This is a genomic window from Citrobacter sp. C348 (assembly GCF_047467975.1).
GTDB lineage: Bacteria > Pseudomonadota > Gammaproteobacteria > Enterobacterales > Enterobacteriaceae > Citrobacter > Citrobacter gillenii.
Genome location: NZ_JASJUJ010000003.1, coordinates 281,895 through 302,532, shown reverse-complemented (window position 1 = coordinate 302,532; position 20,638 = coordinate 281,895). Strand labels below are relative to the sequence as shown.

General features: G+C 52.7%; 16 protein-coding genes. 10 read left to right on the top strand and 6 right to left on the bottom strand.

Annotated elements, in window-relative coordinates; all coding sequences use genetic code 11:
* Positions 1–4 precede the first annotated feature (4 nt).
* The gene (locus QNN86_RS08040) at positions 5–1,276 is read right to left on the bottom strand and encodes a dicarboxylate/amino acid:cation symporter (protein WP_181619179.1); all 1,272 of its coding nucleotides are present in this window, start codon (positions 1,274–1,276) and stop codon (positions 5–7) included.
* Between the two features lie 260 nt (positions 1,277–1,536).
* Between QNN86_RS08040 and tar the strand changes: the two genes are divergently transcribed.
* From tar to cheZ, 5 genes are all read left to right on the top strand, one after another.
* On the top strand, positions 1,537–3,198 hold the full coding sequence (gene tar / locus QNN86_RS08035) for a methyl-accepting chemotaxis protein II (protein WP_182270038.1): 1,662 nt from the start codon (positions 1,537–1,539) through the stop codon (positions 3,196–3,198).
* Between the two features lie 151 nt (positions 3,199–3,349).
* Entirely contained in the window at positions 3,350–4,222 is an 873-nt protein-coding gene (gene cheR / locus QNN86_RS08030) for a protein-glutamate O-methyltransferase CheR (RefSeq protein ID WP_096757454.1), read from the top strand.
* Entirely contained in the window at positions 4,219–5,268 is a 1,050-nt protein-coding gene (gene cheB / locus QNN86_RS08025) for a protein-glutamate methylesterase/protein glutamine deamidase (RefSeq protein WP_115258787.1), read from the top strand. Before cheR ends, cheB begins: the two co-directional genes overlap by 4 nt.
* A 16-nt stretch (positions 5,269–5,284) precedes the next feature.
* Complete coding sequence (gene cheY / locus QNN86_RS08020; protein ID WP_181549110.1) at positions 5,285–5,674, top strand: chemotaxis response regulator CheY; 390 nt, start codon at positions 5,285–5,287, stop codon at positions 5,672–5,674.
* Between the two features lie 13 nt (positions 5,675–5,687).
* Complete coding sequence (gene cheZ / locus QNN86_RS08015) at positions 5,688–6,332, top strand: protein phosphatase CheZ (RefSeq protein ID WP_414210976.1); 645 nt, start codon at positions 5,688–5,690, stop codon at positions 6,330–6,332.
* A 49-nt stretch (positions 6,333–6,381) separates the two neighbouring features.
* On the opposite strand, the gene QNN86_RS08010 is transcribed toward cheZ, so the two are convergent.
* The 4 genes from QNN86_RS08010 to QNN86_RS07995 form a co-directional block, all read right to left on the bottom strand.
* Positions 6,382–7,524 (bottom strand): fimbrial protein, encoded by a 1,143-nt coding sequence (locus tag QNN86_RS08010; RefSeq protein WP_414210904.1) that lies wholly within the window; start codon positions 7,522–7,524, stop codon positions 6,382–6,384.
* Between the two features lie 3 nt (positions 7,525–7,527).
* Positions 7,528–9,993, bottom strand: coding sequence for a fimbria/pilus outer membrane usher protein (locus QNN86_RS08005; protein WP_414210903.1), 2,466 nt, complete (start codon positions 9,991–9,993; stop codon positions 7,528–7,530).
* 62 nt (positions 9,994–10,055) lie between these two features.
* On the bottom strand, positions 10,056–10,751 hold the full coding sequence (locus tag QNN86_RS08000) for a molecular chaperone (RefSeq protein WP_279276983.1): 696 nt from the start codon (positions 10,749–10,751) through the stop codon (positions 10,056–10,058).
* 80 nt (positions 10,752–10,831) lie between these two features.
* Complete coding sequence (locus QNN86_RS07995) at positions 10,832–11,407, bottom strand: fimbrial protein (protein ID WP_414210902.1); 576 nt, start codon at positions 11,405–11,407, stop codon at positions 10,832–10,834.
* 489 nt (positions 11,408–11,896) lie between these two features.
* Between QNN86_RS07995 and flhB the strand changes: the two genes are divergently transcribed.
* The 5 genes from flhB (at position 11,897) to QNN86_RS07970 (ending at position 18,504) form a co-directional block, all read left to right on the top strand.
* Positions 11,897–13,048: a flagellar biosynthesis protein FlhB gene (gene flhB / locus QNN86_RS07990; RefSeq protein WP_096757452.1), complete on the top strand. Its 1,152-nt coding sequence runs from the start codon at positions 11,897–11,899 to the stop codon at positions 13,046–13,048.
* On the top strand, positions 13,041–15,119 hold the full coding sequence (gene flhA / locus QNN86_RS07985; RefSeq protein ID WP_181619184.1) for a flagellar biosynthesis protein FlhA: 2,079 nt from the start codon (positions 13,041–13,043) through the stop codon (positions 15,117–15,119). Before flhB ends, flhA begins: the two co-directional genes overlap by 8 nt.
* Positions 15,119–15,511, top strand: coding sequence for a flagellar protein FlhE (gene flhE / locus QNN86_RS07980; RefSeq protein WP_115258784.1), 393 nt, complete (start codon positions 15,119–15,121; stop codon positions 15,509–15,511). The genes flhA and flhE overlap by 1 nt, the downstream gene beginning before the upstream one ends.
* A gap of 265 nt (positions 15,512–15,776) precedes the next feature.
* On the top strand, positions 15,777–17,360 hold the full coding sequence (locus QNN86_RS07975) for an MFS transporter (RefSeq protein ID WP_181619185.1): 1,584 nt from the start codon (positions 15,777–15,779) through the stop codon (positions 17,358–17,360).
* Positions 17,361–17,364: 4 nt separating this feature from the next.
* A complete protein-coding gene (locus QNN86_RS07970; protein WP_181619186.1) occupies positions 17,365–18,504 on the top strand; it encodes a glycoside hydrolase family 105 protein in 1,140 nt (379 codons plus the stop codon).
* On the opposite strand, the gene mrdA is transcribed toward QNN86_RS07970, so the two are convergent.
* Positions 18,476–20,407 carry a penicillin-binding protein 2 gene (gene mrdA / locus QNN86_RS07965; RefSeq protein WP_414210901.1) on the bottom strand — a complete coding sequence of 644 codons (1,932 nt, stop codon included), beginning with the start codon at positions 20,405–20,407 and terminating at the stop codon, positions 18,476–18,478. The genes QNN86_RS07970 and mrdA overlap by 29 nt on opposite strands.
* Between the last annotated feature and the right edge of the window lie 231 nt (positions 20,408–20,638).

Sequence of the window (20,638 nt, the reverse complement as noted above, 5' to 3'; positions counted from 1 at the left end):
AAAGTTAAGCATTAATTTGCTCTGTGATGTTTTCTGATGGCTCGCTTTCTTCCAGTAACCCTTCATTCCGCGCAAGCATTGCGGTGGCAATCCCGTTGCCTAACACGTTAATCGCCGAGCGTCCCATATCGAGGAAGTGGTCGATACCCATCAGTAACAGAATGCCTGCAACCGGAATATTAAAGCTGGGAATTGTTGCCGCCAGTACCACCAGCGCCGAACGCGGCACGCCAGCAATCCCTTTTGAGGCTAACATCAGCGTTAGCATAAGCACGGTGATTTCGGCGAAAGAAAGGTGAATATTATAGGCCTGCGCAATAAACATCGATGCAAAGGAGCAGTACACCATCGAGCCGACCAGGTTAAACGAGTAACCGATCGGCAGCACGAACGACACGATGTTGCGTGAGCAGCCAAATTTCGTCAGCTGCTCGAGCGTTTTGGGATACGCGGCTTCAGAGCTGCTGGTGGTGAAGGCCACCAGCACCGGATCTTTCAGCATGCTGACCAGACGAAATACCTCTTTTTTCAACACCACGTAGCCGACCGCGAGTAGCACCAGGCAGGTCAGCACAATCGCCAGGTAATAGCCGCCGATGAACGAGGCATAGTTGAGCAGAATTCCCAGACCCTGGGTGGCGATGACGGAGGAGATGGCGGCAAAAATTGCCAGCGGAGCCACGTACATGACATACCCGGTTACCTTCAACATAATGTGGGAAACCACATCCAGTGCGGCAACTAGCGGCGCGTTAAATTTCTCACCGAGTGAGGCCCCGCCAATACCGAAGAACATCGAGAACACCACGATTTGCAGGATCTCATTATTGGCCATGGCTTCGGCAATGCTGGTCGGGATCGTGTGAGTGAGAAAACCTTTCAGGCTCATGCCGCTGACGGCGAGGCCTGTATCGGTGGCTTCCAGTGGAATGGCCAGGTTCAGCCCGCTCCCCGGTTGTTCAAGGGAGACGACAAAAAGGCCCACCAAAATAGACAGCACGGAAGAACTGATAAACCAGAGCATGGCTTTGCCCCCAACGCGACCAATGGTGGATGTCTCTCCCAGCCGCATAATGCCGACGGTCAACGTACTGAAGACTAATGGCGCAATAACCATTTTAATCAGCCGCAAGAAAATGTCGGTGAGCAGCGTAATATTATCAGCCCAGGCGGTGACTACGCTCGGTGCAGCCCAGGAGTGGATCGCCGCGCCTGACAAGATCCCCGCCAGCATAAAGACCACGATGAACAACGTGAGTTTGTTTGCATTTGCCACTAAAAATCCCTCTGTGATGATGTAATAGTTATTTCCCCGCTACACATTTCTTGTACTTATTAAGTGGTAGCAAAACATTCATCATATAAATTAAAGCCGGAAAGGGTTCAACTTTTTTTAATTTTTTATCCATTTTGTTGGGGGGCCGGGACATCCGTGTTTTCACACGTCTCTTTTCTGCAGGATTTCCTTTTCGCGAACGTAAAGTTATCCCAGCGGGTGCCGATAACGTTGATAACTCGTTTTCAGGAAGGTGCCTTATGTTTAACCGTATCCGCGTTGTCACAATGCTGATGATGGTGCTGGGGGTTTTCGCACTGCTACAGCTTGTTTCCGGTGGTCTGTTGTTTTCCTCCTTGCAACAGAATCAGCAAAGTTTTGTTATTTCTAACGATTTACGTCAGCAGCAAAGTGAACTCACCTCAACATGGGACTTAATGTTGCAAACGCGCATTAACCTGAGCCGATCCTCTGCGCGCATGATGATGGATGCATCTAACCAACAGAGCAGCGCGAAGAACGATCTGCTGAAGAATGCGAAAGGTACGCTGGCGCAGGCAGAAGCGCATTACGCAAAATTCAAAAGCATCACGCCGTTGCCTGAGATGGTAGAAGCCAGCGGCAATATTGATGACAAGTATAAGCAGTACCATGCGGCCTTAACCGAACTGGTGCAGTTTCTGGAAAACGGCAACATGGATGGTTTTTTTGCTCAGCCGACCCAGGGTATGCAAAACGCACTGGGTGAGGCGCTCGTGAAATATGCCGGCGTCAGTGAAAAACTCTACCTGCAGGCGTTTGATGAAAGCGCGCGGGATTACCAGTTTGCCCAATGGCAGCTCGGCGTTCTGGCCGTGGTGGTGGTGCTGATCCTGATAGTGGTGTGGTACGGCATCCGTCATACCTTGCTTAACCCTCTGGCCCGCGTGATTGCCCATATCCGCGAAATAGCCAGCGGCAACTTAACCACCTCATTAACCGTTAGCGGGCGCAATGAAATTGGTGAACTGGCCAGCACGGTTGATCATATGCAGCGATCGCTTATTGAAACGGTGACCCTGGTGCGGGAAGGTTCCGATGCGATTTATTCCGGTACCAGCGAAATTGCCAGCGGTAACACTGACCTTTCGTCGCGCACCGAGCAGCAGGCTTCTGCGCTGGAAGAGACGGCAGCCAGCATGGAACAGCTAACGGCAACGGTGAAGCAAAATGCGGACAACGCACGTCAGGCTTCGCAACTGGCGAAAAGCGCTTCCGATACCGCACAGCACGGCGGCAAGGTGGTCGATGGTGTGGTGAACACCATGCACGAAATCGCCGACAGCTCGAAGAAAATTGCCGACATCATCAGCGTGATCGACGGCATCGCCTTCCAGACCAATATTCTTGCGCTGAACGCGGCGGTTGAGGCCGCTCGCGCCGGTGAACAGGGCCGTGGTTTCGCCGTGGTGGCGGGAGAAGTGCGTAATCTGGCGAGCCGCAGCGCGCAGGCGGCGAAAGAGATTAAAGCCTTAATCGAAGACTCCGTTTCTCGGGTTGATACCGGCTCGGTACTGGTAGAGAGCGCCGGGGAAACCATGAAAGACATCGTCAATGCGGTAACCCGTGTCACCGACATTATGGGCGAAATTGCCTCAGCGTCTGACGAACAAAGTCGTGGTATCGACCAGGTTGCGCTCGCCGTGTCCGAGATGGACCGCGTGACGCAACAGAATGCCTCGCTGGTGCAGGAGTCAGCAGCAGCAGCTGCCGCACTCGAAGAACAGGCCAGCCGTCTAACCCAGTCGGTATCGGCTTTCCGCCTGGCTGCACGCCCACTGTCAGCTAAATCTCGCGATGTACGGTCATCTTCAACAGCGGCCCCTGCGTCATACCCGCGCCAGCAAAGTACTGAACCCGATAGCAATTGGGAAACATTTTAACCGGGAGCTAACACCGGATAGTCAGTCGAGCAGGCAGAGTCTCTTTCTGCCTGCATCGTGTTTTAAGCATGAAGAGCAAACCGTAACACAACACGAATTGGCGCAGCGCAGGCTGTGCCCGTTGTATCCTGAATGTGATTGAGAAGGCGCTATGACATCATCTCTGCCCTCCGGGCAAACGTCATTACTGTTACAGATGACACAGCGCCTCGCGCTGTCTGACGCGCATTTTCGTCGGATATGTCAATTAATCTACCAGCGCGCGGGTATCGTGCTGGCCGACCATAAGCGGGACATGGTGTATAACCGTCTGGTGCGCCGCTTGCGTACCCTGGAGTTGGACGACTTTGGTCGCTACCTCAGCATACTGGAAGCCAATCAGAACAGCGCTGAGTGGCAGGCGTTTATTAACTCCCTGACCACTAACCTGACCGCCTTTTTCCGCGAAGGACATCATTTTCCGGTGCTGACCGACCATGCGCGTCGATGCAGCGGCGAATACCGAGTCTGGAGCGCGGCGGCCTCTACCGGTGAAGAACCCTACAGTATCGCCATCACGCTGGCCGATACGCTGGGTATGGCACCTGGACGCTGGCGCGTTTTTGCCAGCGATATTGATACCGAAGTGCTGGAAAAAGCCAGAAACGGCATTTACCGGCTCGATGAACTGAAAACGCTGTCGCCACAGCAACTACAGCGTTATTTCATGCGCGGTACCGGGCCGCATGAAGGACTGGTGCGCGTGCGTCAGGAACTGGCGAGCCATGTTGAATTTTCTAGCGTGAATTTACTGGATAAAAAATACAACGTGCCGGGTCCGTTCGACGCCATATTTTGTCGTAACGTTATGATCTATTTTGATAAAACGACACAGCAAGACATTTTACACCGTTTTGTTCCACTCCTTAAGCCTGATGGGCTGCTGTTTGCCGGTCACTCAGAAAACTTTAGCAACCTCGTGCGCGAGTTTAGCCTGCGCGGACAAACGGTGTATGCGCATGCGCCGGGTAAGGATAAATCATGAGTAAAATCAGGGTATTGTCAGTCGATGATTCCGCATTGATGCGTCAAATCATGACGGAGATTATTAACAGCCACAGCGATATGGAGATGGTCGCGACGGCGCCAGATCCACTGGTTGCCCGGGATTTGATCAAAAAATTTAATCCTGACGTCCTGACACTGGATGTGGAAATGCCGCGCATGGACGGCCTCGATTTTCTTGAGAAGCTGATGCGTTTACGTCCGATGCCGGTGGTGATGGTCTCTTCTCTGACCGGAAAAGGTTCTGAAGTCACGCTGCGGGCGCTGGAGTTGGGGGCGATTGACTTTGTCACCAAACCGCAACTGGGGATCCGCGAAGGGATGCTGGCCTACAGCGAGATGATTGCCGAGAAAGTGCGTACGGCATCCCGCGCGCGTCTGGCGGCGCATAAACCGATTGCCGCGCCGAAGACGCTGAAAGCGGTGCCGTTGCTCAGTTCTGAAAAACTGATCGCTATTGGCGCGTCGACCGGGGGAACGGAGGCGATACGCCATGTGCTACAGCCGCTACCGCTTTCCAGTCCGGCGGTCATCATCACCCAACATATGCCTCCAGGTTTTACTCGCTCATTTGCCGAGCGCCTGAACAAACTGTGCCAGATCAGCGTGAAAGAGGCGGAAGACGGCGAACGTGTATTGCCGGGACATGCGTATATCGCCCCTGGTGACAAACATATGGAGTTGGCTCGCAGCGGGGCTAACTATGTGATCAAAATTCATGATGGGCCGCCGGTTAACCGGCATCGGCCTTCTGTGGATGTGCTGTTTCATTCGGTGGCAAAACAGGCGGGGCGAAATGCTGTGGGCGTGATCCTCACAGGCATGGGCAACGATGGTGCCGCCGGAATGTTAGCGATGCACCAGGCAGGCGCCTGGACCATTGCGCAAAACGAAGCAAGTTGTGTGGTGTTCGGCATGCCGCGCGAGGCCATCAATATGGGTGGCGTGAGCGAAGTGGTCGATCTTAGCCAGGTAAGCCAGCAGATGCTGGCGAAAATCAGTGCCGGACAGGCAATACGTATTTAATGAGGAGCAGTATTTTATGGCGGATAAAGAGCTGAGATTTCTGGTTGTGGATGACTTTTCCACCATGCGTCGCATCGTGCGCAACTTGTTAAAGGAGCTGGGATTCAACAATGTTGAAGAAGCCGAAGACGGTGTGGATGCCCTGAATAAGCTGCAGGCAGGGGGATTTGGTTTTGTCATTTCTGACTGGAACATGCCAAACATGGATGGACTGGAATTGCTGAAAACCATTCGTGCCGACGGCGGTATGTCTGCTCTGCCGGTGCTGATGGTGACCGCGGAGGCGAAGAAAGAGAACATTATTGCCGCCGCGCAAGCCGGTGCAAGTGGTTACGTGGTGAAACCTTTCACGGCGGCGACTCTGGAAGAGAAACTCAATAAAATCTTTGAGAAACTGGGCATGTGAGGGTGTGATGATGATGATGCAACCACAAATTAAACCTGTTGATGAACATTCAGCAGGGGATATCATCGCGCGCATCGGTAGTCTGACCCGAATGCTGCGCGACAGCCTGCGTGAACTGGGGCTGGATCAGGCCATTGCTGAAGCGGCGGAAGCGATCCCGGATGCGCGCGATCGTCTGGATTACGTTGTGCAAATGACCGCACAGGCGGCAGAGCGTGCGCTGAACAGCGTAGAAGCCTCGCAGCCACATCAGGACGCAATGGAAAAAGGGGCCAAAACTCTGAGCAAGCGTTGGGACGAATGGTTCGAGAATCCGATTGAACTGTCTGATGCCCGTGAACTGGTGATCGACACGCGTCAATTCCTCGGTGATGTCCCAGGACACACCAGCTTTACCAACGCTCAGCTGCTGGACATTATGATGGCGCAGGATTTCCAGGATCTTACCGGCCAGGTTATCAAGCGCATGATGGACGTTATTCAGGAAATTGAGCGCCAGCTGTTAATGGTGCTGCTGGAGAACATCCCTGAGCAGGGCGCCCGTCCAAAACGTGAAAACGAAAGTTTGCTGAACGGCCCGCAGGTAGACACCTCGAAAGCGGGCGTCGTGGCAAGCCAGGATCAGGTTGACGACCTGCTGGACAGCCTTGGCTTCTGATTGTTGCACGATTCCCCACAGGTCACGGTGTGGCCTGTGGGGAACATTCTCAGCGTAGATCCATTTTAACGGTCATGTTGCCTTCAAAGGTCCCTGGTTCCGGGCGGCTGGCGGTGGTAGAGACTGGTGCTGCTGTCATGCTAATTGTGCCATTTCCCTGTTCATCCAGCGCGACCGGAAAATCGACTGAGCCATCCAGCGCCACGTTCTGATTGTTGGCATCAAACATTCTGATGCCGAGATCGTCTCTGCCAATCAGTTTGGCGATGTAGGACTGGCTACCGTCTACCACCCCTTGATCGGCGGTCAGCGTCAGCTTAATTTTGTCACTGTTGTTGATGGCGGGGCCGTCACAATGGTAGGAAATATTGACATCTTTTAGCGTATAACCGCCTGGCGATTGGCCTGGGTTAACAAACTGGCTGCTGACAATACTCCCCAAATCAACCTCAATGGTGCTACCGGCGTTAATTGTACAGCTGAGCGGTGCCGTAAGTTTGCCGCTCAGCCAGATATTGGACACCAGCTGCGCATCGGTGTTTTGGCAAGAACCGCCGCCTGTATATAAACAGGTATAGCTTTGCACAACCCGCGTGGGATTGATGATCTCTTCACCCAGAATCGGTTTTTTTATGTACAGGGAAAAACGTATTACGCTCAGTCTGAATTTACGTTTTATCGTTGCGCCGTCGGTCGGTCGCGTTTCATCGCTACAGACGTCAGCAGTACCTTCAGTCTGTCTTTGCTCTGCCTTTTGGCTGGACATATTGCCAATTGGGGTGGGGTATTCGGTGATTCTGATCTCAGTTAAACCATTACCATCGGGATTATCGATAGCATCATTAAATCCCGAAACCTTTATATCCAGAGCATCTGTTAAGACACCGTATCCGCTGACGCCTGCCGTCAGCGGACTACCGGCGAAATTGTATTCATAAACCGTCGATGCTGAGGTGGTGTTGGCGGGACATGCGCAGTTGGCTTCGAGCTCAGGCCCGGAGCCTGATATGTAGCTCCCCGTTACGTATGAATTAGTTGCGATATTTTCTGTGCTACTGAGTTCATATTCATACTGCACCGAATAGTCTGCCGCTGAATTGAAGCAATTTGTTAATAGTGTTGCCGTAGCCTGGACCGAGGCGGGTAATAGAAAGAGAACTGGGGTCAATACGATCGCAAAAATGTGGCGCATGCGTTATTCCTGTTTGCAAATGGCCTGGGTTGAGAGAATGCCTGCGAGATTCGCGGCGTGTTCTGGCTCAGGGAGGACCACGCTGGCATGGCATTGTTGTCCACGAGCCTTGCCCCATTGAATGGTTATCGGGAAGGTCGCTGGAACGCCCGCCAGGTAGACGGTGCCGGTGTCATCAACGATGCCGATAATTGATGAATTATCGACGGAGACCATCGCACCAAAAGGAATCGCATGCCCCTTTGCGTCGGTGAGGTGGAGCAAGGCGCGATACCCAATGTGGGCGGTAAAGGTCGTGGCTACCGCCGCGCTACGGCTCGGAATGACGGTGGTGGCGGTTTCATCGGTATCGACATCTTCCGGCAGGCTGGTGGTATCAATACGAATGCTGTTTTTCTGATACGGCGTCAGGGAGGGGATCACCGCATTGCCCTGCCAGTCGGTACGGACGCCGCGCTGATTCTGAAAGCGGATGCCTTTTGCCCCCTGAGCAGAGACAATGGCAAACTGATCGCCCAGCGGCTGAGAGAGCGTGACGCCATGAGGATGAGCAACTATCGCCCCGCTGGCGCCCAGATTCACCTGCTGCGAGTTATCTGACGAGGTGTAATAGCCAGCGTTCAGATTGGCATACTGCGAGCGGTAGCTGCTGTACAGACTGCTGGTGTCTTCGCCATCATGATTGCTATGGCTTTGCTGCAAGGAGTAGCTCAGGCGCTGATCGTCAAGCAGCGTGCCATTCAGGCCAATATTATGGCGAGTATAACCCTGCTTGCTGCTGCTGACGTTATAGCTCGACCACGCATTAGGCAGCCAGCGGCTGAGCGGCACGCTGAGCCCAAAGGCGATCATCTGATCGTCTGTCCGATCGCTGGTATTACTGTAGGTATAGGTCAGATGATAGCTAATGCCATTTATCGTGGTATTTATCCCGGCAGACAGGCTGCGTTCCGTGTCTGAGGTTCCCCAATAGTCCTGCTGATAACCGTTGAGGTAGATGCTGCTGCCGAGCAACGTTTGACTGATACTGGCCTGAATTCGATTGCGTTTGTTGTAGCTGAACATCAGGTCATCTTCATTGCCGCTGTATTGCTTATTGGCATCACTGAAGCTGTAATAGCCCTGCGTAGAATAGCGATAGCTGGCGAGCGTGAAGTTGGTGTCGGTACGCTCGATCTTCCCCGAATAAAGCAGGCGATACGATTGTCCGGAGCGAGTTTGATCATCGTCAAGGGAGGCTCTGGCTGCCGTGACATCAATCGAAAGGGCACCCAAATCGCTCAGTGCAATGCCGACACCTGCGTTCGCCGCCTGATAATCAACGGAAGAGGTGACCCCTGTGAACAGCGTGGCGGCATTGTTCAAGCCGTAGATCAAACTGGCCTGAACAAACTCGGGCTCTTTCTCGTCGCTGCCGCTGGCGGCCCGGTAACGGGCGGCGGTGATTTCGTATTTTATCCTGCCAGGACGTAACATCACGGCGGTGCTGGAGTAGGGTTGGGTAAAATGATGTTCGGTCCCGTCGGCTTCTTTGACCGTAACCTCCAGATCGCTGCTGTTGGTTGTCGAGAAGAGATCGGAAATTTCAAAGGCACCCGGCGCAACGTTTTGCTGGTAGATCAAATAGCCATTTTGCCGGATGGAAACTTCAGCATTTGAACTGGCGATCCCGCGAATAACGGGCGCGTAGCCGCGCTGACTGTAGGGCAACATTTCGTCATCGGAGGCCAGATTTACCCCGGTGTACTGAATGCTGTCGAAGACATCGCCGCGGGTGCTGTTCTGGCCGGCGGTAAACTGGCTGCGCAGGACATCGATATCATGTTGCAGATAGGTATTGATGGCGTCCCAGGCGTTGGTACTTTCAGATTTACTCCAGGTGGAATAATTGCGTACCCGCCATCCGCCTAGGTTGAGACCGCTGCGCAGGTTGAGGTATTGGTTCTCAGAGGTATTATGATTGCCGTCACGGGTCTGTGAAGCAGAATAGCTGTAATCGGTAAACAGAACCGGGACGCCGTCATCCCACAGTGCGGGGTTAATACCCTCGATGTCCGGGTTCGAGATGGCGGCCTGCGGCATGCTGATATTGAGCGTCATTGCCGAAAAGTCGAGCGATGATGAGGCTTGCGGAATGTAATAACCCAAAGGCTGGGGAAGGGGAACATTCGCTGGCGCATCCGCAAGCGCAGGATAGTCTTCAATTTTGACGCCCCAGTGGCGCAGCATTCCCGGCGTGATCTGTGCCTGAAGCGTGCCATCGGCGCCACTTTTATAAGTAATCGACTCTTCATCCAGCAACGTTTTATTGAGACGTAGTCGTGAAGGCCAGGTGCCGGGCAGTTGCGCATTTTCGCGGGAGAAAAGCGACAAATCGATATTCTGCTGTGAGAGTTCGTTGCCCTCCAGTGAAGATGAAGAAAAGGAGTATTCCCGCGCGAAAGCATGGCCTGAAACGACAAATGCCATGCTGAGAAGAGCGCGAATGAATAGCGACAGCCTCGATGATGGATACGTTGAACCTCGCAACATTAACCCCTTTTGCTCAACGGAGCCGAGTATTGTTGCGATGCATTTCCATAGTCGGTAATGCAATGCCAGCTAACCTGATTACCGTTAGCTTGTCCGGGCAGCGGGAAAGTGGCGGTACTGAACGGAGCGACCATGTCCGCCTTCGGGAGTGAAACTGCGCCCAGACGTAAGCTATCGAAAACGGTATAAAAGGCGTTATTATTCGTTACCTGTAACTGGTTACCTGAACGCGTGAACTGCAATTGTTTACAGCTTTCTATCGGTGTCCCGTTGATTTTTTTCGGCCGCCAGAACAGTTTTATCCGGGTTTTGTAGATCAATCGAAGAACATTTTTACTTTCATCCTCTTTGGCTGTGGCGGGAATAGTGCGCACGTTCATATAAAACAGCGATTCTTTATTCTCAGGCAGCGGCGTACCGTTCCAGCTAATACGCAGACTCTGCTCTTTTTGCGCATCAAGGCGGAAAAGCGGTGGGGTAACGATAAACGGCCCCCGTGTTTTCTCATCCCCCGTATCGGTCCACGACTGAATTAACCAGGGTAGTTGTGTGTCGGTATTGGTTAACGCCAGCGCGACCTCTTTTTTGTTGGCGTCAAAGATAATCCGTGTGCGGCCAACCTGAATACCACTTGCCGGACAACAATACGAGTAAAAGAGAGGGGGCAATAATGTCGCCATAATAAGGATTCGCATAACTTGGATCCGTAATAGTGTGAAGTATTGTCGATGGTATTAAGCGCCCGGAAGTATTCCAGGCGTAAAAACAGGAAGTGTTAGCGATATAAAATATTGATTGTCATGTCCGCATCAGCAGGGCCAGCGGTCACGTCGGTTGCGAACGATTTATAGCGAGCCAGAAGATTAGCCTGAATGGAATCGGTAGGTACTGTTGATAGCGGGATATAAATTTGTCCTTCCGAGCCATCGAATGCCAGCAACTGTGTCGGGGATTTCTTTGGGCTAAGTGCAATACCGACCCCGGTCGCCGCGGCTTCTCCTGCGGTTGTGATCTGGCTGACGTCAAGAAGCGTTGTGGACTTGGTTAGCGCTGTTGTGCCATTAAATGTTAACTGCACAGACGTTAATCCGTCAGTCGTCACCGGGCAGTCAGTTAGTTTTATATCGACATCGATCAGATCTGTTTCTGTACCCACAGCGGTAAATAATGACGTCGGCCAGGTACCGAGCGGTATAGTACTATCCGTACCATTATCCCCATCAATGACACAGCTTGGCTCAATAATTTCTCCGGTAAAGTGAATCGTCCCTGCATTCATTTCTGCGGCTAATGCGGTGAATGAATATGCGGACAGCAGAGTAAGGAAAATAACACCTTTTTTCATCTTCATGATCTGAAACTCCCTGTAAATATGACATTGTATTCTATGCAAATATGGATGTTGTTCAGCGGTAATATTATTCGGCGGTCAGTATACATGAGGTTTAATAGTTGTGGAGTAGGGCGGGGTTAAGCTGAATATAATTGAAACTTATGGTTCAAGTTATATTATTGGATTTTGAGGAGAGTGATAGTTAATGTGATTATGTTAAGGGTTGCTTATATGGCAATCTTCTAAAAGCTGGACGAAATTGCTATTTTTTTATTCGATTTTGTTCTGTCGACGCGGACGTGTGCATCATTTTTTAACGTTTCTTAATTCAGAAATTAAAAAATATTATGCTGTGACGGCTGTTTTATCCGACGGTAAAACGGTATGTCAGGAGCGTTTTAGCCGGGTAAACCCAGAAAAGAGCATAATTGCACGGTTTTTTCTCGCCATTGGTTACGGACCGCGCTGGCATGATAAGCAAGACCGAATGGGTAACGAGCACGCACTGTGGCAGAAGAAAGCGACGACGACAAAACAGAAGCCCCCACACCCCACCGACTTGAAAAAGCGCGGGAAGAAGGGCAGATCCCCCGTTCCAAAGAGCTGACCTCACTGCTTATTTTGCTGGTGGGCGTGTGCATTATCTGGATCGGCGGGGAGTCGCTGGCCCGCAGATTGGCGGGTATGCTGTCGGCCGGGCTACGTTTTGATCACAGTATGGTCAATGACCCTAATCTGATCCTCAGCCAAATCATTCTGCTGATTAAAGACGCCATGATTGCGCTGTTACCGCTGATTACTGGCGTGGTGCTGGTGGCATTGATCTCGCCGGTGATGTTGGGCGGTTTGATCTTCAGCGGTAAATCGCTGCAACCCAAATTTTCGAAGCTGAATCCGCTGCCGGGTATCAAGCGCATGTTTTCTGCGCAAACCGGGGCGGAACTGCTGAAAGCCATCCTGAAGTCAACGCTGGTTGGCAGCGTGGCTGGATTCTATCTCTGGCACAAGTGGCCGGAGATGATGCGGTTGATGGCCGAATCACCGATTACCGCAATGGGTAATGCCCTTGATTTAGTTGGCATGTGTGCGCTGCTGGTGGTGCTCGGGGTGATCCCGATGGTGGGATTTGACGTTTTTTTCCAAATTTACAGCCATGTGAAAAAGCTGCGCATGTCACGTCAGGATATTCGCGATGAATATAAACAAAGCGAAGGTGACCCGCACGTTAAAGGCAAAATTCGCCAGATGCAGCGTGCGGCAGCGCAGCGACGCATGATGGCGGATGTGCCGAAAGCCGACGTCATTGTGACTAACCCCACACACTATTCGGTCGCCTTGCAGTATGACGAAAACAAAATGAGTGCGCCACGCGTCGTTGCCAAAGGGGCGGGGCTGGTCGCGTTGCGTATTCGCGAAATTGGCGCGGAACATCGAGTCCCCACCTTAGAAGCACCACCGCTGGCGCGTGCGTTATATCGCCATGCTGAGATTGGTCAGCAAATACCCGGCCAGCTGTATGCTGCCGTCGCAGAAGTGCTGGCGTGGGTATGGCAATTAAAACGCTGGCGTCTGGCGGGCGGCAAGCCGCCACCGCAACCTGGAAACCTACCGGTGCCTGAAGCACTGGATTTTATGAACGAGAAGAATACTGATGGCTAATCTGGTCGCGATGCTGCGCCTGCCCGGCAACCTGAAATCCACACAATGGCAGATTCTTGCCGGGCCGATCCTCATCCTGCTTATCTTGTCGATGATGGTGCTGCCGCTGCCAGCGTTCATCCTTGATTTACTGTTTACCTTTAACATTGCGTTGTCGATCATGGTGTTGCTGGTGGCGATGTTCACCCAGCGCACGCTCGAATTCGCTGCCTTCCCGACCATTTTGCTGTTCACCACATTATTACGCCTGGCGCTGAACGTTGCCTCGACGCGTATTATTTTGATGGAAGGGCATACCGGTTCGGCGGCGGCGGGGAAGGTGGTTGAAGCGTTTGGCCACTTCCTGGTGGGCGGTAACTTTGCCATCGGTATCGTGGTCTTCGTCATTCTTGTCATCATCAACTTTATGGTTATTACCAAAGGTGCCGGTCGTATTGCCGAAGTTGGTGCACGCTTTGTGCTGGACGGTATGCCCGGTAAACAGATGGCGATTGACGCCGATCTCAATGCCGGACTGATTGGGGAAGATGAAGCCAAAAAACGTCGTTCAGAAGTGACCCAGGAAGCTGATTTTTACGGCTCTATGGACGGTGCGAGTAAATTTGTCCGCGGGGACGCTATCGCCGGTATTCTGATCATGGTGATTAACGTGGTCGGCGGCCTGCTGGTAGGCGTATTACAACACGGTATGAGTATGGGCAGTGCGGCTGAAAGCTACACCTTGCTGACCATCGGTGACGGTCTGGTCGCCCAAATCCCGGCGCTGGTTATCTCCACCGCGGCGGGCGTTATCGTGACGCGTGTCAGTACCGATCAGGATGTCGGCGAACAGATGGTCACCCAGCTATTCAGTAACCCCAGCGTGATGGTGCTCAGTGCGGCGGTGCTCGGTTTACTGGGCCTGGTACCCGGCATGCCAAACCTGGTATTTCTGATGTTTACCGCTGCGCTATTGGGTCTGGCCTGGTGGCTGCGCGGTCGCGAGACAAAAGCCCCTGCGGAACCTCAGTCGATCAAAATGCCGGAAAATAATGCGGTGGTGGAAGCAACCTGGAACGATGTCCAACTGGAAGACTCGCTGGGGATGGAAGTGGGGTATCGCCTGATCCCGATGGTGGATTTTCAGCAAGATGGCGAGTTGCTGGGACGAATTCGCAGTATTCGTAAGAAATTTGCTCAGGATATGGGCTTCCTGCCGCCGGTGGTGCACATCCGCGACAATATGGATCTGCAGCCTGCGCGCTATCGCATCCTGATGAAAGGGGTAGAAATTGGCAGCGGGGATGCCTATCCGGGACGCTGGCTGGCCATCAACCCGGGTACGGCAGCGGGATCGCTGCCGGGTGAGAAAACGGTTGATCCGGCCTTTGGCCTGGACGCTATCTGGATTGAAAGTGCGTTAAAAGAACAGGCGCAAATCCAGGGCTTCACGGTGGTGGAAGCCAGTACCGTCGTCGCCACGCATCTGAATCACCTGATTGGCCAGTTTGCCGCCGAACTGTTTGGACGTCAGGAGGCGCAACAATTGCTGGACCGCGTGTCGCAGGAAATGCCGAAACTGACCGAGGACCTGGTGCCTGGCGTTGTGACGCTGACCACGCTACATAAAGTGTTGCAGAATTTATTGGATGAAAAAGTGCCGATTCGCGATATGCGCACCATCCTCGAAACCCTGGCTGAACATGCGCCGCTGCAAAATGATCCGCATGAACTCACTGCCGTGGTCCGCGTGGCGTTGGGAAGGGCGATTACCCAGCAATGGTTCCCGGGGAACGACGAAGTCCAGGTTATTGGTCTGGATACGCCGCTTGAGCGCTTGCTGTTGCAGGCCTTGCAAGGGGGCGGCGGTCTGGAGCCGGGGCTGGCAGACAGACTGTTGGCGCAAACTCAGGAAGCGTTATCGCGCCAGGAAATGTTGGGCGCACCGCCGGTGCTGTTGGTTAACCATGCACTGAGACCGCTGCTGGCACGATTTTTACGCCGCAGCATACCGCAGCTGGTGGTGTTGTCGAATATGGAGCTTTCCGATAACCGCCATATCCGCATGACCGCGACTATCGGAGGTAAATAATGCGTAAGTTTCTGTGGTTGTTATTGTTTCCTCTGGCAGTGCAGGCCGCCGGAGAAGGGGCCTGGCAGGCTAGTGGCATGGGCATTACGTTAAATCACCGCGGACAGTCTGCCTCGTCTGCGCCTTTGGTTCCCGGCCAGCCCGTCTCGGGGTTGATGACGCTGGTAGCCTGGCGCTATGAGTTGAATGGCCCTACGCCCGCAGGGCTGCGTGTGCGTTTATGTTCGCAGTCGCGCTGCGTTGAGCTGGACGGGCAAAGCGGCACCACTCACGGATTTAATAACGTACCTGCCGTGGAGCCGATGCATTTTGTCTGGGAAGTACCCGGCGGGGGTCGCCTGATCCCGGCCTTACAGGTGCAAAGTAATCAGGTCATCGTCAACTACCGTTAATTCTCTCTTCTTCATCGCAGCTGGCAGATGAAACTGCTGGCTGCCTCGCAATTTTTGACCCGTCACTTTGATTTAAAAGAAACGCTGTTTTATAAAATAGGTGACTTACGTTGCCGGACTCTTTGTGCTGTTGCCATTTCGCGATTATCCCTGGCAGAAATAAAAAGGTTTCCCTTGCGGTTAACTTTTACTGTGGCCGTGTAAGGACGTCCTGCGTCGAAGTGAGGATTGCGGGGCCTCCCAATAATGTGCAGGGGTAACGGCAATGAGAACACGTAAAATTGGGTTGGTAAATTATTTTGCCTATGGGGCAGGTGACTTTTTAGGCGCAGGGACCACGGCGCTGACCGCCGCATGGTTGCTCTATTTCTACACCACTTTTTGTGGCCTGACGCCTATTGAGGCGACGTTTATTTTTGCGACGGCCAGGGTGCTGGATGCGGTGGTTAGCCCATTAATGGGCTTTTTAACGGATAACTTTGGCTCGACCTGGCTTGGTAAACGCTTTGGCCGGCGTAAGTTTTTTATTCTGCTGGGGATCCCCTGTGTCTTTAGCTACTCCCTCATGTGGGTCGGCGACATGGGATTCTGGTACTACCTGCTGACCTACCTGGTGTTTGATGTGGTTTACACCATGATTCTGGTGCCCTATGAAACGTTGGTACCGGAAATGACCGACGATTTTAAACAGAAAACCAAGTTTTCTGGCGCGCGCATTTCTATGGCCCAGATGTCAGCCATATTGGCCTCTTTTCTACCTGGCGTACTGCTGACGCTGTTTGGTAAACACAATCCTGTTTCATTCTTCTACGCCAGCCTGGTGTTCTCGGTGCTGTGCGCGTTGATGCTGACTTTTGTGTGGTTTTTTACCTGGGAACGTCCGCGTGAAGAATGGACCGAAGCGGCACTTCGCGCGGAAGAAGAGAAGAAAAGCCTGACCTTTCGTCAGAGCATGAGTCGTCTTTTCATTGAGCTGAGTTCGACGCTGCGCATCCGCATTTTCCGTCAGCATTTGGGCATGTATCTTGGTGGTTATATCGCGCAGGACGTGTTCAACGCGGTCTTTACCTACTATGTGGTGTTTGTGTTGATGCAGGAAGCCTCTATGGCGTCGAACCTGCTGGGCACCATGGCTATCTTCCAGTTTATTGCGGTCATCGCCATGATCCCGCTGTGCATCCGCTTTGGACCCGCGCCATCTTACCGGATGGTGGTGGTTCTGTTTGGCCTGAGTTCTCTCTCATATGCGGTGCTGTATTACGCCGGGCTGAGCGATGTCTACGCCTTATTGCTGCTGGTTTCCGCTATTGCAGGCCTGGGACGAGGTGGCATCAACTATGTCCCGTGGAATACCTACACCTATATCGCCGATGTGGATGAGGTGATTACGGGCCAGCGTCGGGAAGGGATCTTTGCCGGCATTATGACCTTAACGCGAAAAGCCTCGCAGGCGGGGGCCGTCATGCTGGTCGGGATTGTCATGCAGTTGTCGGGTTTTGTCTCCGGGCAGAGCGAACAACCTGCTGCGGTCAGCCATACCATCCTGCTTATTCTGAGCTGCGGTACGTTGATTGTACTGGCGCTGGGGTTCCTGGTGTCCCTGCGCTTCAAACTGAATTTGCAAACACATAGCACTTTGCGTGAAGAGACCGCAAAAATGCGCGAGTCCGGGCACCCTATGCCCGAAGGGCTCACCCCTGAAGGCCGTGCGACTGTAGAGATGCTGTCAGGCATGCCGTATGAATCACTTTGGGGTAACAACAACATTGGTTACCTGAATCGTAATAAACCTGCTGCGCCATCACTGCAACATGGTCCGGCATTGAATTCGACATTGTACAGAGGTTAAGTAAATGATTGTTTATCCGGTTAAACACAGCCCGTTGTTACGTCAGCCTGAACATTTTATTGCCAGAGATGCGTTAAAAACGCTCATCAAGAAGGTGACGCATAATCTGGTCAATATTCATGATGAGAGCGGTGAGTTCTTGCTGCGACTGGACGACGGACGCGTTATTGACACCAAAGGGTGGGCTGGATGGGAGTGGACGCACGGCGTCGGCCTGTACGGGATGTACCAGTATTACCAGCAAACCGGTGATGAAACGATGCGCGATATCATCGATGGCTGGTTTGCCGACCGCTTTGCAGAAGGCGCGACGACTAAAAACGTCAATACCATGGCGCCGTTTCTGACGCTGGCGTATCGCTATGAAGAAACGCGCAATCCGGCGTATCTGCCGTGGCTTGATTCCTGGGCTGAGTGGGCGATGCACGACATGCCGCGTACCGATTTTGGTGGTATGCAGCACATCACGCTGGCGGAAGAGAATCATCAGCAGATGTGGGACGACACGTTGATGATGACGGTGTTACCGCTGGCGAAGATTGGCAAACTGCTCAACCGCCCCGAGTACGTTGAAGAGGCGACGTATCAGTTCCTGTTACATGTGCAAAACCTGATGGATAAAGAAACCGGTCTGTGGTTCCACGGCTGGAGCTATGAGGGAAATCATAACTTTGCCAACGCCCGCTGGGCGCGCGGTAACAGCTGGCTAACTATTGTTATTCCGGAGTTCCTCGAACTGGTCGATTTACCGGAGAATAATGCCGTTCGTCGCTATCTGGTACAGGTATTGAATGCGCAAATTGCGGCCCTGGCGACGTGTCAGGATGAGAGTGGTCTGTGGCACACGTTGCTGGACGATCCGCATTCTTACCTTGAAGCGTCAGCCACCGCCGGATTTGCTTATGGGATTTTGAAAGCGGTGCGTAAGCGTTATGTCGGGCAGGAATATGCGGCGGTAGCAGAACTCGCCATCAAAGGCATTGTGCAGCATATCTCACCAGAAGGGGAGCTGCTGCAAACCTCATTTGGTACCGGGATGGGGCACAATCTCGAGTTCTATCGCAACATTCCGCTGACCTCCATGCCTTACGGCCAGGCGATGGCGATGCTGTGTCTCACCGAATACTTGCGTAAGTATTTTTGATATCGGTGTCCGACGGCGCTGTCGGCGCTGTTTGTTGAGTTACCTCTGTTTGTGCGGCGTTGCCCTGCGGCACAAACAGATGATCCATAATCTGACGCATAACCGGCGCGGCGGTAATGCCGTCGCTGCCGCCGTTTTCCAGAATTAACGCCACGGCGACTTTGGGGTTCTTATACGGTGCAAACGCGGTATAGAACACGTGGTCACGCAGGCGGATGGGGATCATCTTCGCATTGTAAGTCTGGTTTTCTTTCAGGCTGAAAACCTGTGAGGTTCCGCTTTTCGCCGCAATTCCGTAAGGTGCAGTATGGAAAAATTTATAACCTGTCCCGTTCGGCGCATTGGCCATGCCAAACATCGCCTCACGTACCAGTCCCCAATAGGGCGAGGAGGGAGAGGCAATCTGTGACGGTACCGTGGCGGCATGATAAGGCGTAACAGATTTACCACTCTCTTCAGCCTGCAACAGGTGAGGGGCAATCACTTTCCCGTTGTTAATCAGTGCCACCATTGCTTTCACCATCTGGATTGGCGTGGCGATCCAGTATCCCTGACCGATACCAACCGAAATGGTGTCTCCCTGATACCAGGCTTTTTTATGCACCCGTTGTTTCCAGTCGCGGCTCGGTAACAGCCCGTTGTACTCTTCATCAAGATCAATGCCGGTGGGTTTACCGTAACCAAACTGGCTAAGCATGCTGTTGATTCGGTCAATGCCCATCATATACGCCACCTGATAGAAGAACGTATCAGCGGACTCTTCAATTGCTTTGGTCACGTCCAACATGCCATGACCGGTTTTTTTCCAGTCGCGATAATGTCGCTCAGTGCCGGGCAATGTCCATGTTGGCGCGCCAAAGAAGCTGGTCTGCGGGGTGATAACGCCATTGAGCAATGCTGACATCGCCATGTACGGCTTGACCGTGGAAGCGGGAGGGTACAAACCTTGCGTGACGCGGTTAATCAACGGCAGGTCTTTATCCTGCAGCAGCGTGTTGTAGTCCTGGTAGCTGATACCTTTGACGAACGGATTAGGATCATAGCTGGGGTTAGAGACCATCGCCAGCACCGAGCCATCGTGCGGATCTTCAACCAGCACGGCGGCGCGCTGACCGACCAGCAGGCCCTCTATATATTCCTGTAAGTGTAAATCCAGCGTCAGGTGGATGTCCTTTCCGGCAACAGGCGGTACATCTTTTATCAGGCGTACGATGCGTCCGTGGTTATCGACTTCGACTTCTTGATAACCCGTTTTGCCGTGCAGATCGTTTTCGTAATAGTGTTCGATCCCCTGCTTGCCAATGTTGTGATCGGCAGCGTAGTTTTCTGCCAGCCCCTTTTTATCCAACGCTTTCAGGTCGCTGTCATTGATTTTAGAGACATAGCCGAGCACATGCGCCAACTCTGCGCCATACGGATATTGGCGATCTTCATAGCTATTGATGGTGACGCCGCTGAAATGAAACTGATTAACCGAGAAACGGGCGATCTCCACGTCGGTCAGCGCATTTTTGAGCACCACCGGGCGATAGCGACTACTGGATTTCAGATCGTGGCGAAACTGGTCAATCTCATCAGGGGTCAGGTCAACAATAGGCGTTAGCTGCTTTAGCAAGGCATCCATATCGTTGATTTTATAAGGAGTGACAGAAATATCGTACCAGGTGACGTTGCGCACCAGCGGGATACCGTTGCGATCGTAAATGATGCCGCGCGTTGGGGCAACCGGCAGCATTTTGATGTCATTGGCATTTGAGCGGGTGGTGTAATACTGATGCTCGCGAATTTGTAAGTTGTAGAGGTTATAAATCAGGATGCCAAAACAGATGACCACCAGGCCAAAGGCCACTATTACCCGTCGCTGAAAGAGTTTCTCTTCCGCCTCAAAATCTCTGAATGTCATGGACCCACACCTGATTAATTCGCCGCCTAATGATACGGAGGTGTAAATGGGATAACAGGTAAAAGATGTTCCATCCCTCTACGGAAATGTGTCATTCCTTGTGAGTTGTAACAAATTACAGTGAACGTAGCCGTTTCTCGTAGGCCTGATGGCGCATCGCTTATCAGACCTACGAGGGCGGTCATTCGGGAAAATAAAAAAGCCCGCGACATAGCGCGGGCTTTCACATCA

What these genes read in the sequence shown, in the direction of transcription:
- tar (WP_182270038.1), top strand. Translation starts at nt 1,537, where the DNA reads ATGTTTAACCGTATCCGCGTTGTCACAATGCTGATGATGGTGCTGGGG.
- QNN86_RS07995 (WP_414210902.1), bottom strand. Translation starts at nt 11,407, where the DNA reads ATGAAGATGAAAAAAGGTGTTATTTTCCTTACTCTGCTGTCCGCATAT.
- QNN86_RS08005 (WP_414210903.1), bottom strand. Translation starts at nt 9,993, where the DNA reads ATGGCATTTGTCGTTTCAGGCCATGCTTTCGCGCGGGAATACTCCTTT.
- QNN86_RS08010 (WP_414210904.1), bottom strand. Translation starts at nt 7,524, where the DNA reads ATGCGCCACATTTTTGCGATCGTATTGACCCCAGTTCTCTTTCTATTA.
- QNN86_RS07970 (WP_181619186.1), top strand. Translation starts at nt 17,365, where the DNA reads ATGATTGTTTATCCGGTTAAACACAGCCCGTTGTTACGTCAGCCTGAA.
- cheZ (WP_414210976.1), top strand. Translation starts at nt 5,688, where the DNA reads ATGATGCAACCACAAATTAAACCTGTTGATGAACATTCAGCAGGGGAT.
- QNN86_RS07975 (WP_181619185.1), top strand. Translation starts at nt 15,777, where the DNA reads ATGAGAACACGTAAAATTGGGTTGGTAAATTATTTTGCCTATGGGGCA.
- mrdA (WP_414210901.1), bottom strand. Translation starts at nt 20,407, where the DNA reads ATGACATTCAGAGATTTTGAGGCGGAAGAGAAACTCTTTCAGCGACGG.
- cheY (WP_181549110.1), top strand. Translation starts at nt 5,285, where the DNA reads ATGGCGGATAAAGAGCTGAGATTTCTGGTTGTGGATGACTTTTCCACC.
- cheB (WP_115258787.1), top strand. Translation starts at nt 4,219, where the DNA reads ATGAGTAAAATCAGGGTATTGTCAGTCGATGATTCCGCATTGATGCGT.
- flhA (WP_181619184.1), top strand. Translation starts at nt 13,041, where the DNA reads ATGGCTAATCTGGTCGCGATGCTGCGCCTGCCCGGCAACCTGAAATCC.
- QNN86_RS08000 (WP_279276983.1), bottom strand. Translation starts at nt 10,751, where the DNA reads ATGCGAATCCTTATTATGGCGACATTATTGCCCCCTCTCTTTTACTCG.
- flhE (WP_115258784.1), top strand. Translation starts at nt 15,119, where the DNA reads ATGCGTAAGTTTCTGTGGTTGTTATTGTTTCCTCTGGCAGTGCAGGCC.
- cheR (WP_096757454.1), top strand. Translation starts at nt 3,350, where the DNA reads ATGACATCATCTCTGCCCTCCGGGCAAACGTCATTACTGTTACAGATG.